The 16,127-nt window shown below is 48.1% G+C and carries 15 protein-coding genes; 8 read left to right on the top strand and 7 right to left on the bottom strand.

Annotation, left to right across the window (positions count from 1 at the left end):
• The first annotated feature begins 9 nt into the window (after positions 1-9).
• The 4 genes from ctaD (at position 10) to SPI9445_RS0104055 (ending at position 4,718) form a co-directional block, all read left to right on the top strand.
• A complete protein-coding gene (gene ctaD / locus SPI9445_RS0104070; RefSeq protein WP_017303448.1) occupies positions 10-1,698 on the top strand; it encodes a cytochrome c oxidase subunit I in 1,689 nt (562 codons plus the stop codon).
• A 223-nt stretch (positions 1,699-1,921) separates the two neighbouring features.
• Positions 1,922-2,539, top strand: coding sequence for a cytochrome c oxidase subunit 3 (locus tag SPI9445_RS0104065; RefSeq protein WP_017303447.1), 618 nt, complete (start codon positions 1,922-1,924; stop codon positions 2,537-2,539).
• A 70-nt stretch (positions 2,540-2,609) separates the two neighbouring features.
• The gene (locus SPI9445_RS0104060) at positions 2,610-3,551 is read left to right on the top strand and encodes a COX15/CtaA family protein (protein WP_017303446.1); all 942 of its coding nucleotides are present in this window, start codon (positions 2,610-2,612) and stop codon (positions 3,549-3,551) included.
• Between the two features lie 219 nt (positions 3,552-3,770).
• Positions 3,771-4,718, top strand: coding sequence for a heme o synthase (locus SPI9445_RS0104055; protein ID WP_017303445.1), 948 nt, complete (start codon positions 3,771-3,773; stop codon positions 4,716-4,718).
• 242 nt (positions 4,719-4,960) lie between these two features.
• On the opposite strand, the gene rplT is transcribed toward SPI9445_RS0104055, so the two are convergent.
• The 3 genes from rplT to SPI9445_RS24285 form a co-directional block, all read right to left on the bottom strand.
• Positions 4,961-5,308 (bottom strand): 50S ribosomal protein L20, encoded by a 348-nt coding sequence (gene rplT / locus SPI9445_RS0104050; protein WP_017303444.1) that lies wholly within the window; start codon positions 5,306-5,308, stop codon positions 4,961-4,963.
• A 98-nt stretch (positions 5,309-5,406) separates the two neighbouring features.
• Positions 5,407-5,607 (bottom strand): 50S ribosomal protein L35, encoded by a 201-nt coding sequence (gene rpmI / locus SPI9445_RS0104045; protein ID WP_017303443.1) that lies wholly within the window; start codon positions 5,605-5,607, stop codon positions 5,407-5,409.
• A 213-nt stretch (positions 5,608-5,820) separates the two neighbouring features.
• The gene (locus SPI9445_RS24285) at positions 5,821-6,999 is read right to left on the bottom strand and encodes a tetratricopeptide repeat protein (RefSeq protein WP_017303442.1); all 1,179 of its coding nucleotides are present in this window, start codon (positions 6,997-6,999) and stop codon (positions 5,821-5,823) included.
• 109 nt (positions 7,000-7,108) lie between these two features.
• On the opposite strand from SPI9445_RS24285, the gene SPI9445_RS0104035 reads away from it, so the two are divergent.
• Positions 7,109-8,326 carry a DUF790 family protein gene (locus tag SPI9445_RS0104035; protein ID WP_017303441.1) on the top strand — a complete coding sequence of 406 codons (1,218 nt, stop codon included), beginning with the start codon at positions 7,109-7,111 and terminating at the stop codon, positions 8,324-8,326.
• Positions 8,327-8,445: 119 nt separating this feature from the next.
• Here SPI9445_RS0104035 and SPI9445_RS24280 read toward each other — a convergent pair whose 3' ends face one another.
• Positions 8,446-8,844, bottom strand: coding sequence for a KGK domain-containing protein (locus tag SPI9445_RS24280; RefSeq protein ID WP_083883485.1), 399 nt, complete (start codon positions 8,842-8,844; stop codon positions 8,446-8,448).
• Positions 8,845-9,992: 1,148 nt separating this feature from the next.
• Positions 9,993-10,325 (bottom strand): 2Fe-2S iron-sulfur cluster-binding protein, encoded by a 333-nt coding sequence (locus SPI9445_RS0104015; protein WP_017303437.1) that lies wholly within the window; start codon positions 10,323-10,325, stop codon positions 9,993-9,995.
• 92 nt (positions 10,326-10,417) lie between these two features.
• Between SPI9445_RS0104015 and cimA the strand changes: the two genes are divergently transcribed.
• The 3 genes from cimA to SPI9445_RS24275 all read left to right on the top strand — a co-directional run bounded on the left by cimA (position 10,418) and on the right by SPI9445_RS24275 (position 13,455).
• Positions 10,418-12,034 (top strand): citramalate synthase, encoded by a 1,617-nt coding sequence (gene cimA / locus SPI9445_RS0104010; RefSeq protein WP_017303436.1) that lies wholly within the window; start codon positions 10,418-10,420, stop codon positions 12,032-12,034.
• Between the two features lie 14 nt (positions 12,035-12,048).
• Entirely contained in the window at positions 12,049-12,945 is an 897-nt protein-coding gene (locus SPI9445_RS0104005) for an alpha/beta fold hydrolase (RefSeq protein ID WP_017303435.1), read from the top strand.
• 219 nt (positions 12,946-13,164) lie between these two features.
• Positions 13,165-13,455 (top strand): hypothetical protein, encoded by a 291-nt coding sequence (locus SPI9445_RS24275; protein WP_017303434.1) that lies wholly within the window; start codon positions 13,165-13,167, stop codon positions 13,453-13,455.
• Between the two features lie 80 nt (positions 13,456-13,535).
• Here SPI9445_RS24275 and SPI9445_RS0103995 read toward each other — a convergent pair whose 3' ends face one another.
• Entirely contained in the window at positions 13,536-14,420 is an 885-nt protein-coding gene (locus SPI9445_RS0103995) for an alpha/beta fold hydrolase (RefSeq protein WP_017303433.1), read from the bottom strand.
• A gap of 79 nt (positions 14,421-14,499) precedes the next feature.
• Positions 14,500-15,891 (bottom strand): asparagine--tRNA ligase, encoded by a 1,392-nt coding sequence (gene asnS, locus SPI9445_RS0103990; RefSeq protein ID WP_017303432.1) that lies wholly within the window; start codon positions 15,889-15,891, stop codon positions 14,500-14,502.
• Positions 15,892-16,127 lie beyond the last annotated feature (236 nt).

Below are 16,127 nucleotides of genomic sequence, written 5' to 3'. Positions count from 1 at the left end.
CATTAACTCATGACACAAGCAGAATTACCCTTAGATACACCACCTAGCCAGCCAACGGGTCATCAGCACCCGGAAAAATGGTCTTGGTATCATTATTTTTGGTACAACACCGATCATAAGGTGATTGGGATTCAATATCTGGTTACGTCGTTTCTGTTTTATTTGATTGGTGGGGTAATGGCGCTCTTTATGCGGGCGGAATTATCGACCCCAGATGTTGACCTACTTTCCCCGGAGTTGTATAACGCCTTTTTGACCAATCACGGAACAATGATGATCTTTTTCTGGGTTGTTCCGGCGGCTATTGGGGGGTTTGGGAATTATTTGATTCCCTTGATGATTGGGGCGAAGGATATGGCGTTCCCGAATTTGAATGCGATCGCCTTTTGGTTAAACCCCCCGGCCGGATTATTACTGATCATCAGCCTATTTTTCGGCGGCGCTCAATCGGGCTGGACTTCTTACCCCCCCTTGAGTTTAATCACCAATAATGTCGGTCAGTCCCTCTGGATTTTGGCCATTGTGTTGGTGGGGAGTTCCTCCATTATGGGGTCACTCAACTTTTTAGTGACCATCTTCAAAATGCGCACCCCCGGCATGAGTTGGGATCAACTGCCCCTATTTTGTTGGGCAATGGTGGCAACTTCCATTTTAGCCCTGTTTTCTACCCCGGTTTTAGCGGCGGGTTTAATCCTGCTGTTGTTTGATATTAACTTCGGGACAGGGTTCTTTCGCCCAGAAATGGGGGGAAATGTGGTGGTTTATCAGCACTTATTCTGGTTTTATTCCCACCCGGCCGTTTATTTGATGATTCTGCCCATTTTCGGCATCATGTCGGAAGTCATTCCTACCCATGTCCGTAAGCCGATTTTTGGTTATAAGGCGATCGCCTATTCCAGTCTCGCCATTTGTATTGTGGGGCTATTTGTCTGGGTTCACCATATGTTCACCAGTGGCACCCCCCCCTGGATGCGGATGTTTTTCACCATCTCAACCCTCATTGTCGCCGTCCCCACAGGGGTTAAAATCTTTAGCTGGGTTGCAACCCTCTGGGGTGGCAAAATCCGCTACACTTCCCCCTTACTCTTCGGGGTGGGTTTGTTGGCCATGTTTGTGTTTGGTGGACTGAGTGGAGTGACATTAGGCACTGCCCCCTTTGACCTCCACGTTCACGACACCTACTATGTCGTGGCGCATTTCCACTATGTCTTATTCGGCGGTTCCGTGTTTGGTATCTATGCGGCCATTTATCACTGGTTCCCCAAAATCACCGGGCGGATGTATAACGAAACCCTCGGTCGCATTCACTTTGTTTTAACCTTCATTGGGGCGAATTTAACCTTTTTACCCATGCACGAATTGGGCTTAAAAGGGATGCCTCGGCGGATTGCCATGTATGACCCCCAATTCACCACCATTAATCAAATTTGCACCTATGGTTCCATGTTATTGGGCTTTTCGGTGTTGCCGTTCATCGTGAATATGGTTTGGAGTTGGATGAAAGGTCAACCGGCCGGGCGCAATCCTTGGCGCGCTTTAACCTTGGAGTGGCAAACCACCTCCCCCCCGGCCATCGAAAACTTCGACGAAGAACCCATTCTCTGGGCTGGCCCCTATGACTATGGCATTGATACCCAAAGCCCAGCAGAGGAAACCGTCGAGGAAATGCTGGAAGAAGTGAAAGCAGAGGTCAGTTAAGGCGGAATTTCTTCGCCCTCAAACTGACCCGTAGGTTGGGTGCAGCCAAGCGCGAAACCCAACAAAACCCTAACCTCATGGGCGGATGCAATCCGCCCCTACGGGGAATCATTCGTCAATCACAGGAGATGTTTTAAAAATAACAAAATGGGCGAAAAACTTAGGCTAAATTAGCCCAATTCTCTCCGAATAAATGCCGTAAATTACAAAAGGACAATACAGCATGACCACAATTATTGATGCTTCAAAAAATGGCGGTAAACCTGTTGCCCATAGCGAAAGTCATGGGGAACATGAAGATTATCGCTTATTGGGCTTACTCATCTTTTTAGCCTCAGAATCCCTCATGTTTGGGGGCTTATTTGCCTCCTATTTAATCTATAGAGCCTCGACTACCACTTGGCCACCGGAAGGAACAGAAGTTGAGTTATTACTCCCCGCCATCAATACCATTATTCTGATCTCCAGTAGTTTTGTCATTCACCAAGGGGATAGCGCCATTAAGAAAAATAATGTGGGAGGGATGCGCTTTTGGTATGTCGCTACAGCCCTGATGGGAATTATCTTCTTGGGGGGACAGGTTTATGAATATTTGAATCTGGGTTATGGCCTGTCTACTAATGTTTTTTCCGGCTGTTTTTATGTGATGACGGGCTTTCATGGCCTCCATGTATTGGTGGGGGTTTTACTCATTTTGGGCGTGGTTTGGCGATCGCGCCGTGATGGACATTACAACGAGTCCAAACATACCGGAGTAGAGATGGCGGAGATTTACTGGCACTTCGTCGATATCATCTGGATTGTTTTATTCGCCCTGCTGTATATCCTCACCCACCTTTAAGTTGAATCCCGAAGCTCCACCCTACCCTGTGGCAGGGTGGGGGAGTTCACGCCCTACCCTTTGAGAGACTATGACAGAATCGGTTTTACCCCCCCAAAATTCGCCTACAACTTCCCCAGAGGTGGCACAACCTCAAGATCAGATTCGCCGTTTACTGTGGAAAATGGCGATCGCAACCTTTCTCTTAATGGCCGTGGGGAGTGCTACCCGCGTGATGAATGCGGGATTAGCTTGTCCCGATTGGCCCCTCTGTTATGGCCAATGGATACCCGCCCAACAGATGAATCTACAAGTTTTTCTAGAGTGGTTTCATCGCCTAGACGCGGCCTTAATTGGTTTAAGTGCGATCGCCCTGTTGGGACTCTCCCTCTGGTGGCGGCAGCGTCTCCCCCGTTGGGTGCCTTGGGCTTCCACCCTAGCCCTCGCCCTCATCCTCGTGCAAGGGTTACTGGGCGGCCTCACCGTTACCCAACTCCTCCGCTTTGACATCGTAACCGCCCACCTCGGAACCGCCCTCCTCTTCTTCTCCACCCTCTTAGTGATGGGCTGTTTCCTCCTCCCCCAACAAAGAACCGGAGTCGGGAAAAACCTACCCTGGGTTAGTGGTTTAGCCGCCCTGTTGATTTACTTACAAAGTCTTCTCGGCGGTTTAGTTGGGTCCCGGTGGGCTTTGCACCAATGTCTAGCCGGTTCCCAACTCTGTGCAGTGATGTATAGCCACCTGGTGGGAGTCATTCCCGCCACCATTGCCACCCTAACCCTAGTGATTCTGGCCTGGCGCACCCCTGCCCTCCCTCGCGGTTTACGGACTCTAGCCCAAATCACCGGGGCCTTACTCCTCTTACAAATTCTCTTAGGAGTTGGCACCTACTACCTCCACCTGCAAATTGAACCCCTCACCATCTCCCACCAAGCCATCGGGGCCGCCCTACTGGGTAGTCTCGTTTGCTTCACCGTCTTAGGGATTCGCAATCGTCAAATCCCACAACAGGAAACAACCAGTAATTGTTGAAGAAGGGAACAGGGAACGGGGAACGGGGAACAGGGGATAGGTAATAGGTAATAGGTAATAGGTAATAGGTAATAGGTAATGGGGAATACTAATCAACTCCCGACTCCCGACTCCCTAGGGCGCAAGCATTGCGCCCCTACACCGACTCCCAATTCCCTAGTCAACAAGCCTCAATTATCAATGATCAATTTTGTACCCTAGAACAAGGAAAAGAACTGAATGATTGGGACCAGTTACTCGCCCAGACACGAGAATTTCTTAGACGTTCTCAAAAGTTACTACCAATTAACGAAACCTCGGATTATCCCCTTGCTGCTGATTACCACAGCGGCCGCGATGTGGATTGCCTCCGAGGGAGAAGTGGATCCGTTTCTCCTCTTCATCACCTTGTTAGGGGGAACACTAGCGGCGGCTTCAGCCCAGACCCTCAACTGCATTTATGATCAAGATATTGACTACGAAATGGTGCGGACGCGGAAACGCCCCATCCCTTCTGGTCGTGTTCAGCCCCGCCATGCCTTCATTTTTGCGATCGCCCTAGGAGTCCTCTCTTTTAGCCTCTTTGCCCTCTTCGTCAATCTTTTGAGTGGATTCCTCGCCCTGTCCGGCATCGCCTTTTATATGGTCATCTACACCCATTTCCTGAAACGGCATAGCACCCAAAACATCGTCATTGGTGGGGCGGCCGGGTCTATTCCCCCCCTCGTAGGCTGGACAGCCGTCACCGGGGAACTGGCTTGGCCCGCTTGGCTGCTGTTTGGCCTGATCTTCCTCTGGACTCCCCCCCACTTCTGGGCTTTAGCCCTCATGATTCGCGATGATTACGCCCAGGTCAATGTTCCCATGTTGCCCGTGATTGTGGGGGAAGAAAAAACCGTTCAACAGATTGGTTTATATACCCTGTTGGTGGTTCCTTGTAGCTTCTTGTTGATTTATCCCTTGGGGGTGTCTGGTGTCGTTTACGGCACGATTGCCGCCCTTTTGGGGGTGATCTTTATCCGCAAAGCTTGGCAACTCTATCAAGCGCCGACAGATAAAGAATTAGCCAAGTCCATGTTTAAATATTCCATCTTGTACATGATGCTACTTTGTACTGGGATGGTAGTGGATAGCTTACCTGTTACCCATCAGGCGATCGCCTTTTTAACTCACGGTGGCTTGAGTTAGGTTTTGTCTGGGGAGGGAATCGGGAATAGGGAGTCGGGAGTCGGTGTAGGGGCGCAATGCTTGCGCCCTAGGGAGTCGGGAATCGGGAAAAGGCAATAGTCAAGACTTTCGGCTATTCACTACCCACTATTCCCCCTCTCCCCTGCTCCCCTTCCCGTTCCCTGTTCTCTAAACACCAAAAAGGGACAAGACAAATCTTGTCCCTTTTCTCAGGAAAAACCTTGATTTTGGTCATTCTCGGCTTATTTCGTCGCCAATTCCACCACTTTAGTAAAAGCTTCGGGATCTAAAACGGCTAACTGAGCCAACATCTTACGATTGAGTTGAATGTTAGCTTGTTTTAGCTTGTTCGTCAGTTGGCTGTAGCTAATACCATGTTGTCTAGCCGCCGCATTAATGCGTACAATCCACAGACGACGAAAATCGCGTTTCCGTTTGCGGCGATCGCGATAAGCATTCCGCAAAGCCTTCATCACCTGTTGGTTCGCGGTGCGGAACAGTTTAGAATGAGAACCTCTAAACCCTTTGGCGAGTTTGAGGATTTTTTTACGACGTTTCCGGGCAACATTGCCCCTTACTACTCTTGTCATAGCAGTTGATTAGGGTTTTGGATAAGTTAGATTTGGGCAACAACAGGCTAGATCAGTGAACTCTGACACTAGACTCTTGACAATCAATGGGCAATTGATTACATATAGGGCAACATCAGACGCACATTCGGCTCATCTGACTCGCTGACTAAAGACAATTGGGACAAGCGGCGATATTTTTGTTCAGAGCTTTTATGTTGCAGTAAGTGGTTTTTCCCCGCCTTGCGACGGCGAATTTTGCCGCTTCCAGTCGCTCTAAACCGCTTGGCTGCCGCTCTACGGGTTTTTAGTTTAGGCATGAATTCGCTTCGATTCTACTTATTCGACACAATTCACCATCATAGCGTGATCCTTGCTCAACAGGCAAGTCCCAATCTTGACAAGTTAAGGGAACAGGGAACGGGGAATAGGGGGAGAGGGGGAGCAGGGGAGAGGGGGAGATGTCTATTACCTATTACCTATTACCTATTCCCGACTCCCCTCTAAAATTGAGTCTTAAAACGAACCTAAAACTACTTTTCTTCCCCGTCACTTTCAACAGAATCTCCCACAGATTCTGAAGACTGACTCACCGTTAGCACATCCAGTTTACTATCCTTCTCTGCTCCTACAGAAGCAGGTGGTTCTACTTCAGTATCTAGAGATAATTCAGCCTGAACATCTGCCACATTCGGCACAGAATCAGCACTTTCGGCTACAACGTCCTCCGCCACTAACTCCGATTCTGTTGGCACTTCCCGATCCAAATCCCCTAACAATTCGGAAGATGTACTTGTCGTTAACTCCTGATTTGCTTCTGGATCTAACGCCTCATTGTCAGGATTATTTTCCTCACAGGAAACATCATCCCAATAATCAAACAAACACTGAAAATCTCGCTCATCATTAAAGCGTTTAAAAATAATTTCTGTGCGGGCTAATTCTTGATACTTACTGGGATAAAGATAAATCGCCTCATCTAACGCACGAACTGTTCCCCGTAAATCATCCACCATGCCATAACAAATAGCTAACTCATACCAAGCTGCATCCTCATCCGGGCGCACCTTGAGGGCTTGTTCATAACTGTTAATCGCGGCGGAAAAATTGCCTAAATGTTTGAACATTTTGGCACATTGATATAATGCCCAATAGTCCCGAGGCTTGGCTTGTACCGCTTGTTCGTAACTCCAGAGGGCTTTTTCGAGTTCCCCCCCTTGGCGGAAGGCATCCCCCCGACGGTAGGAAGCCCAATAGTCTCCCGGACGTAATTTTAGCGCTCGATCAAAACAAGCGATCGCCTGCTCCGGATTCCCCCAACGTCGCCAAGCTTCCCCTTGACGGTAATGGCTCCAATAATCATCGGGCTGAATTTCAATTGCTTTCCCGAAATAGGCGATCGCATTTTCATATTCCGCCAACTCATCCAAGCTAATACAGCCCAAACTATACCAAGCCCAGTAAGCCTTTTCGTCTAACTCTACTGAAATCTGATAGCTTTCTACAGCCTCTGTATACTGCTCTAATTCTTCTAATACCGTGCCTCGGCGATACCATGCCCAAAAGTCCTCGGGGTTGCAGGCGATCGCCTTATCATAATAAACTAAAGCCTCCTCATAGCGCCGCCGATCTCGCAACGCTTCACCTTGCTGATACAAAGCTTTATAACTATCCGGTCTGCTTTCCAACGGCCTAAAGATTGTGCTAGTCATAAAATAACAGTCACCGTAATAATTTTACCCAATCTCTAATCATACGTTGCAACCCACCCCTAATTATTTTTTATTTTTGCAACGGGCTGCTGTTCACTCAAAATTCCCCATGTTACCCAGTGATTTACTCAGTTATCGCCTACGCGGTGAAGCCATTATTCCCAAGCGTTTAACCCTAGATGATGCAACAATTGCGATCGCTAATGAACAAATTGAATGTTTTCAAAACTGCCTCGGAAAAACCCAAGGGGAATTAGACAAACAACTCCATGATTTAGAAGGAGACAGTCCTAATTATCGCACTAAACGCGGTCTAGCTCATCTACTTAAGAATAGTTTTAGTACCTTTGAAATCGTCAGTCCTCTAGAACCCCAATTACTCAGGCAGCGCGTCTTTACCGAAGCCGCAAAAACTCCCCCACTTCCTCATCAACGTAACAATACCTTACAAAGTCTCTGTTCTACTCTCAGCCAAGAACTAAACCGAGAAGTTCTCCCCAGTGATATTTTACAAGGCCTTTATGCAGACTTACAAGAAAACCGTATTTTAACCCAATTTGAAGCCCCCGCCCCCACCACCCTCATCCATCGTTACAACCTCTCACAAGTTCAAGGTATTTTTTATCGTGCCAGTCAAGTTATCTTAAACGCTCATCGCAACGTTCCGGGAGAATATAAGTTATTGTTTCGTTATTTAAAACTCTTCCAACTGATGTTTTATATTGAGGGAGACGTTGATCATGGCTTTACCATTACCCTAGACGGCCCTACCAGTTTATTTAAATCTAGTACCCGCTACGGATTAGCCTTTGCTAAAATGATCCCCGCCCTTCTTCATGTCACGAAATGGAGTTTAAAAGCCACCTTAGAGCAGAAAGATCAATATACCGGAGCAACCAAAAAGGGCTATTTTAGTTTAGATGATCAATGTGATTTAGTGAGTCATTATTCTAGGGGAAAAACCTATGATAGTCTGTTAGAGGAAGCCTTTGCGAAACGGTGGGAAAAGACAAAAACAGACTGGATTTTAGAGCGAGAAGTTAATCTAATCCCGATTCCCGGAAGTGTAATGATTCCTGATTTTCGTCTCGTTCATCCTGACGGGCGAGATTATATTTTAGAAATTATTGGCTTTTGGCGGCCGGATTATTTACGCAAAAAGTTCTATCAAGTCCATCATGCCGATGTGGATAATTTAATTTTAGCTATTTCTGAGCGTTTAAATTTAGAAAAGTCAGGGATTAAAGCTAGTGAAGTTCCCGCTAGGGTGATTTGGTTTAAGGAAAAATTAGATCCCAAAGTCGTTTTAGGAATCATTGAATCCTGAAGTCATTTGAGGGCGACTTCCCAGATTTGAAAGCGTAGTAATTCGTAGGTTGGGTTACGCTTCGCTTCACCCAACCTACGGAGCTAAATTATGGTAACAGAAACCGGGTTTCTTCTGTCTTAGTTTCCGCGATAATTACGCAAATCATCTAAAACAGATTCAGGCTGTTGTTGCCTTTGAGGAGGGGCTGCATCTGGTTCATTTGGACAAAATTCTAACACGACTTTGGCGCGAACTTTTCCCTTTTGCCAACCGGGGGCAGGATTACTAACCATTAACACTTCACACTCTAATCCCACGTTTTCTAATAAAATTTTGTCTTCTGGTGTATCAGGGGAGATAAATGACAAGAGACGCTTTGTAATTGCCTTACTAATTTCCTCAGCCCGTGATGTATGATTCACCCCAGCTTGACATTCAAGATCGAAAAAAGGTAGAGAATACCCATTGTTATCAACCGTGGATTCAATTCTAGTGATAATATCTGTAGAACCCATTGTGTAGTATTTTCTTGGCATAAAAACTCCTTATGACATCAGATACTGTTGCTGCTTATTAACAAAACAGCTATTCAAGCATCAAATATCCTATCACGGACGATTCTCCGGTTAATGTAAAGTTTTAAAAATTTTTTATTTCTCTGCCTCAAGATTTCATAAGAAACGTAAACTAAAAAATAGATAGGGGGAAAGGAGGATTGTTTTAGCCTATTTTATCCAACCCTAGCCACCTAGAAACCCGGTTTCTTGTATTCCCTTGTTTTCTCGCTACTTCCTAACAGAAACCCGGTTTCTTTTTGGGTAGTTGACGGTTTACCTCCTAATGGGGGTGTTGGGTTACGCTATCGCTTCACCCAACCTACGGAGCTAAATTATTGTTACAGAAACTGGGGTTCTTTCATTCCCTTGTTTTCTCGCTACTTCCTAACAGAAACCTGGTTTCTTTTTGGGGAGTTTAGGGTTTACCTCTTAATTGGGGGTGTTGGGTTACGCTATCGCTTCACCCAACCTACGGAGCTAAATTATTGTTACAGAAACTGGGGTTCTTTCATTCCCTTGTTTTCTCGCTACTTCCTAACAGAAACCTAGTTTCTTTTTGGGGAGTTTAGGGTTTACCTCTTAATTGGGGGTGTTGGGTTACGCTATCGCTTCACCCAACCTACGGAGCTAAATTATTGTTACAGAAACTGGGGTTCTTTCATTCCCTTGTTTTCTCGCTACTTCCTAACAGAAACCTAGTTTCTTTTTGGGTAGTTGACGGTTTACCTCCTAATGGGGGTTGTTGGGTTACGCTATCGCTTCACCCAACCTACGGAGCTAAATTATTGTTACAGAAACTGGGGTTCTTTCATTCCCTTGTTTTCTCGCTACTTCCTAACAGAAACCTGGTTTCTTTTTGGGGAGTTTAGGGTTTACCTCTTAATTGGGGGTGTTGGGTTACGCTTCGCTTCAGCCAACCTACGGAGCTAAAATGGGGAAAACCTCTCCCGTAAACTTTCCAAAAAAAAAGCAAAGATTCCCAACCGTGGGGATCTTTGCCCTTAAACTAAAAGATGGGTAAGGCCTCAGAGGGTCATAGTCATAAACTATCCCGTCCAATAACCTGCTTTTCTGTCAACCTCTAGAGAGGAGTGTTCCCCTCTAGAAAATAACAAAAAGCCGGAATCCTAACCTTCCCATTTTGTCTCTGCTTTTTGTCCCCAAAATCCCTGATGTTTTGTTACCGTAACATCACCTAGAACCTGAGTTTGACAAGCTAAACGCAAGTTACTTTTGCTACTATGGGGAGGTAAAGAAAGGCGGAACTTTTCCTTTCCTTTTGGTTCGGAGACTTCCCCTTGTACTTCTACCGCACAAGTTCCACAACTGCCAAATCCTAAACAGTTAATGACTTTTGCACCCTCATTGTACAAATCAACGCCATTGTTTAACAAAACTTTGCGGAGATTGGCTCCGGTTTCACAGGTAAAGGTTTTTCCCTGAGCAGATACAGTAGGCATCGTGTTAATTTGTCCTCAAAAAAACTTTCAGAATAGCCAAATTGTCAAGTTGACTTTACATATATTTACAATTATAGCGAGAATTTTCCATCATGAGCAGTAATCAGCTTTGGATTTACGACACCACCTTACGGGATGGCGCACAACGGGAAGGGATTGCCCTGTCCATTGAGGATAAATTGAAGATTGCCCGCAAACTGGATAAAATGGGGGTTCCCTTTATTGAGGGGGGATGGCCGGGGGCAAATCCCAAGGATGTCCAGTTTTTCTGGCGCTTGAAAGAAACCCCCCTAGACTATTCGGAAGTGGTGGCTTTTTGTTCCACTCGTCGCCCCAATCGAGTCGCGTCTGAGGATTCCCTACTGCAAGCGATTTTAACGGCCGGGACTCATTGGGTGGCGATTTTCGGGAAATCTTGGGATCTCCATGTCACGGAAGGGCTACACACGACGCTAGAAGAGAATCTAGCCATGATTGGTGACACTTTGGAGTATTTGCGCCGTCAGGGGCGACGGGTGATTTATGATGCCGAACACTGGTTTGATGGGTATAAGGCGAATCGGGATTATGCCCTGCAAACTCTGCGGACGGCCTTGGAAGCGGGGGCGGAATGGTTGGTGCTATGTGATACCAATGGGGGGGCGTTACCCCATGAGGTGACACAAATTATTGAGGAGGTGCGGGAAGCTTTGCCCCAGTTACAGGGGAGGGGGGAAAATGCGCCCCAGTTGGGGATTCACACCCATAATGATGGGGGGACGGCCGTAGCCAATGCGATCGCCGCCGTGATGGCCGGAGCGAAAATGGTACAAGGCACCATCAACGGGTATGGGGAACGTTGCGGCAATGCCAACCTCTGCACCCTCATTCCCAATCTCCAGTTAAAACTAGGCTATGATTGCGTTACCCCAGAACAATTAGCCCGCCTCACCCTCACCAGTCGCGCTGTGAGCGAAATTGTCAACCTGGCCCCGGATGATCATGCCCCTTTCGTCGGACGTTCGGCCTTTGCTCACAAAGGAGGGATTCACGTCTCAGCCGTGGCGAAAAACCCCCTCACCTATGAACATATCACCCCGGAAGTCATTGGCAACCGTCGCCGCATTGTGATTTCCGATCAATCGGGTTTAAGTAATGTGTTAGCTAAAGCGCGCAGTTTTGGCATTGATTTAGAACAGGATGACCAAACCTGCCGCCAGATTTTAGCGGAACTGAAGGTATTAGAAAAAGAAGGCTACCAATTTGAAGCGGCCGAGGCCAGTTTTGAACTGTTGATGCGTTCTGCCATTGCGCAACGCCCCCACCGTTTCCACCTCAAAGGGTTTCAAGTTCATTGTAATGCCTCCGATGTAATAGAAAGTAATGCCCTCGCCACAATTAAAGTCAGTGTCAATGGGGAGGATTTATTAGAAGTGGCAGAAGGGAATGGCCCCGTTTCGGCGTTAGACCAAGCCCTACGCAAAGCCCTAGTCAAGTTTTACCCAGAAATTGCGGAGTTCTACCTCACAGACTACAAAGTACGGATTCTGGACAGTAATTCCGGCACATCGGCGAAAACCCGGGTTTTGGTGGAGTCTAGCAACGGAGAACAACGTTGGACGACGGTGGGGGTGTCTACCAATATCATTGACGCTTCCTATCAAGCGGTGGTCGAAGGAATCGAATATGGGTTATTGTTGCGATCGCCCCTGAAAACCCCCGTCCTCTAATCTCCAGTCCCCCCATGCCTTCCCCCGACTTCATCCTCTACCTCCAACACGGTTGGGCTGACACCAGCGACGCGATGCAGCAATTCGGCGAAACCCTCGCCCCCCATCATCTCGTCATCGCCCCTAATCTAGGCTGGCTGAAAACCTGGCTCCGTCTTGAACCCTTAATTGCCCAAGTGGAAAGCCAAGTCACCACCACCCTAGAACAATATCCCACCACCCCCCTCCGCGTGATTGGTCACTCTATGGGGGGGATTATTTGGTTAGAACTGCTTAACCGTCATCCAGGATGGTGTTCTCACCTTCACTCCTTGATTCTGCTGGCCTCCCCCATTGGGGGCGCTGATGCTGCCCGGATTATTGACCCCTTGGGATTAGGGATTGGCATTGCCAGAGACTTAGGCATCAATCGGCGCGCTTTAGCCGAAAAAATCGCCCAACAAATCCCCACCCTAGTCATTGCCGGGGATATTGACCAAGGCAGCGACGGCACCATCCTAGTGGCCTCCACCCAATTTGACCACAGTCAATTTATCTGTGTCGAACTTCCCCACCCCCAACTGAACGCCCACCCCGACTTAATCCCCCTCATCCAAACCTTTTGGCAAAACCCGGTTATTTCTCCCCCCCCTCCCCCCAGTTTAGCCCGTACCCTCATCCAACACCTGCGGCAAGTGGAGGGCATCACCGACGCACACCCGCGAAATTTTGCCCGTTCTCAAAAAATAGCTGATTTGGGAGACGGGTTAGAGTTAAGGGGATGGAAAAATGTTGTGGGGGTGAATCATGTTTTTTTAGGGGATAAACAAGGGCAATGTCTTTATGGGGGGTTTGTAGGGTGGAAAGATGCCTTGGGTTTAGACCAGTGTATTGAGGGGATAGTGCGGGAGTTTGGTTCCTTGGAGTTTTAACAAAAATGTTGCGCACTACCCCATCCTCACCAACGGCAGGGTGGGGTAGTGCGCCCCGACATTCATCGTTTATCAACTATTTTTTCGATTTATCAAGTCTTATAAAGTCCTGCGGAGACAACCTACCCCCTCGCTAGAATGGAGGTAAGCAATAACATATTTTAAAGCGGTCTGTTGTATCAAGTCACACCAGACTTGAGGAAAACGATCGGAGGGTTTATGAAAAATCTAAGTCACGCTTTACCGCTTGAGAAGCATCACGAAACCATCGAGCATCGCCCCAATAAAATTGTTGAACTCTGGAATAATGTTGTTCTGCCAACTCTAGCCAAAATCAATCAATGGTTCTTGACTCGCTCAATAAGAAGCCACGAACCTCAAATTAAGTTGGTTTTTGATCATCAAGGTCATGAGTTGTGGAAGGTCTACGACCCCATCACCGGGAGACAATTCCGGTTTATGTCGGAACAAGAGGTGCGGGTTTGGTTAGATCAACGTTACTATTTCTAACTCATGGGGAGAATCGGGAGTCGGGAGTCGGGAGATTGCCTCTCCCCTGCCCCCCTGCCCCCTTCCCGTTCCCTGTTCCCTTAACTTGTCAAAATTGGGCTATGGCTCAGAATCCACTCTTGGAGGAGGGGATTCACCAATTCTGGGGCCTCGTCTTGGGGACAATGACCCACTCCCGGTAAGGGGATGAACTTTTCTACGGTGGGGAGGTCGGCGAATTTTTGACCCCACTCGAATTTCTCCCAAGGATCCTCCGTTCCCCATAGGATTAGGGTAGGACAGGGCATGATGGGGTATAAATCCTCGGGAAGCGGACCCTGGGAATAGGTGGTAAAGGCAATAAAGACATCGGCCGCCCCCTCATCGGCGGCGGGTTTCATTAAAAGGTTGACCAGTTCCTCCGTGACCGCTTCGGGGCGGTGATAGGCTTGTAGGAGGGCTTGACGGACAAAGTTAGGACGAGCCATCAAGCCAAAGAAACGATAACCAAACCAAGGCTGACGGAGAAGATTCTGCAAGATGGGGGTACTCAGTCGTTGATACCAAGGGATTTCTTGACGTTTCCGCTCGTGCAGCATTCGTAAAGAACAGTTGAGGGTGGCGACTCCTCGCACCCAGTCGGGATAGGTGACGGCGGTTTGCATGGCGACAATACAGCCAATGGAATTCCCAATCAGAAAGACGGGGGTTTGTACGATTTCTTGGCAAAAGTCGGCGATTTGTTGCGCCCAAGTTTCAAAGGTATAGTCGAGTTGGCTGGGGTGGGGTTTAGCGGATGCTCCAAAACCGATGAGGTCGATGGCATAGACGCGCATCGTTTGACCCAAGACGGGGAGGGTTTTCCGCCAGTGACCCCAAGATGCACCAAAGCCATGAATGAGGATAACGGCCGGCTCTCCGGTGCCACACTGTTGATAACAGATGTTATAGCCTTGCCATTGCCAAGTTTGGGGGAGGGTGTTCATTGAGTTATCAGTAAAAAAGTATTAATTCTCATGATTTGAGAATCCCCACCCAAGGAGTGGGGAATTCCTGGCAATCTTGTTAAAATTCGGCGTTCATGGGGGTACGGGGGAAGGGAATCACATCCCGAATGTTGCCCATCCCGGTCATGAATTGAACCACTCGTTCAAAGCCTAAACCAAATCCGGCATGGGGGACGGTGCCATATCGTCGCAGGTCACGATACCACCAAAGTTCCTCTAGGGGCATTTGGTTGTCTTGGATGCGCTGTTCTAGGACATTGAGGCGCTCTTCCCGTTGGGAACCGCCGATGATTTCGCCGATTTTGGGGGCGAGAACGTCCATGGCGGCGACGGTTTGGTTATCGTCGTTGAGACGCATATAAAAGGCTTTGATGCCTTTGGGGTAGTCGCGGACGATGACGGGTTTTTTAAAGAGTTCTTCGGCTAAATAACGCTCGTGTTCGGATTGGAGGTCGAGGCCCCATTCTACGGGATACTCAAATTTACGGTCGGCTTTTTCTAAAAGTGCGATCGCCTCGGTGTAAGAAATGCGCTCAAACTGGTTGTTGATAATATTATCGGCGGTGGCTAAAACCGTTTGATCAATCCGTTGGTTGAAAAAGTCCATGTCTTCGGGGCATTGTTCCAGGACAGTTTTAAAAATATGTTTTAAAAAGGCTTCGGCTAAGTCCATATTGCCCTGAAGATCACAAAACGCCATTTCCGGTTCCACCATCCAGAATTCCGCGAGGTGGCGGGAGGTGTTGGAGTTTTCGGCGCGGAAGGTGGGGCCAAAGGTGTAGACATCACTAAAGGACATGGCCATGATTTCAGCCTCCAGTTGCCCACTGACGGTTAAATAGGCGGGTTTCCCGAAGAAGTCCTGACTGTAGTCAATTTCGCCCTGGGGGGTTTTGGGGGGGTTTTTGGGGTCAAGGGTGGTGACGCTGAACAGTTCCCCGGCCCCCTCGCAGTCGCTGGCGGTAATGAGGGGGGTGTGAACCCAGAGAAACCCGCGTTCTTGGAAAAACTGGTGAATGGCACTAGAACAGGCATTGCGAACGCGGAACACAGCGCCGAGGGTATTAGTGCGCGATCGCAAATGACCCAAACCCCGCAAAAACTCAAAGCTATGCCGTTTCTTCTGGAGGGGATAGGTTTCCGGGTCAGATTCCCCAAATACCTCGATTTTAGAGGGGTTAACCTCAATTCGTTGTCCTTTGCCCTGAGAAGCCACTAACACCCCTTCCACAGCCACAGAGGAGCCAATGGTTAAACGTTTGATCAGGGCTTCATAGTCCGGGAACGCTTCATTAATCACGACTTGCAGGTTGGCGAGGGAAGACCCATCATTGAGTTCCACAAAGGCAAAGCCCTTTAACGCCCGTGTGGTGCGCACCCAGCCTTGAATGAGAACCGACTCATCGGGTTGACCGTGGCGTAAAATCTGGACAATTCTGGTTTTGTTCATGGTGTACTTTTATCCTGTTTTCCTGAATTCCCCCCCGGTTGAGGAAGAGTGTTGACGACTCCGGTTTATCTGGGGGGAGGACGGCTCTCTCTCCCCTAACATTCCTTGATCGGAGATGTTCAGCCCCATATTTGAGATAACATAAGTCAAGGATCATTTTGTCATCAGTTACGGGTCAACCCTTCGTTTGTGACAAATGAGCAGCGCAAAGATAGACCAGAAAATCAATAAGAACT

The organism is Spirulina subsalsa PCC 9445 (genome assembly GCF_000314005.1).
GTDB lineage: Bacteria > Cyanobacteriota > Cyanobacteriia > Cyanobacteriales > Spirulinaceae > Spirulina_A > Spirulina_A subsalsa.
The sequence above is the reverse complement of the archived record's forward strand: the minus strand, read 5'-3'. Positions and strand labels throughout refer to the sequence as shown.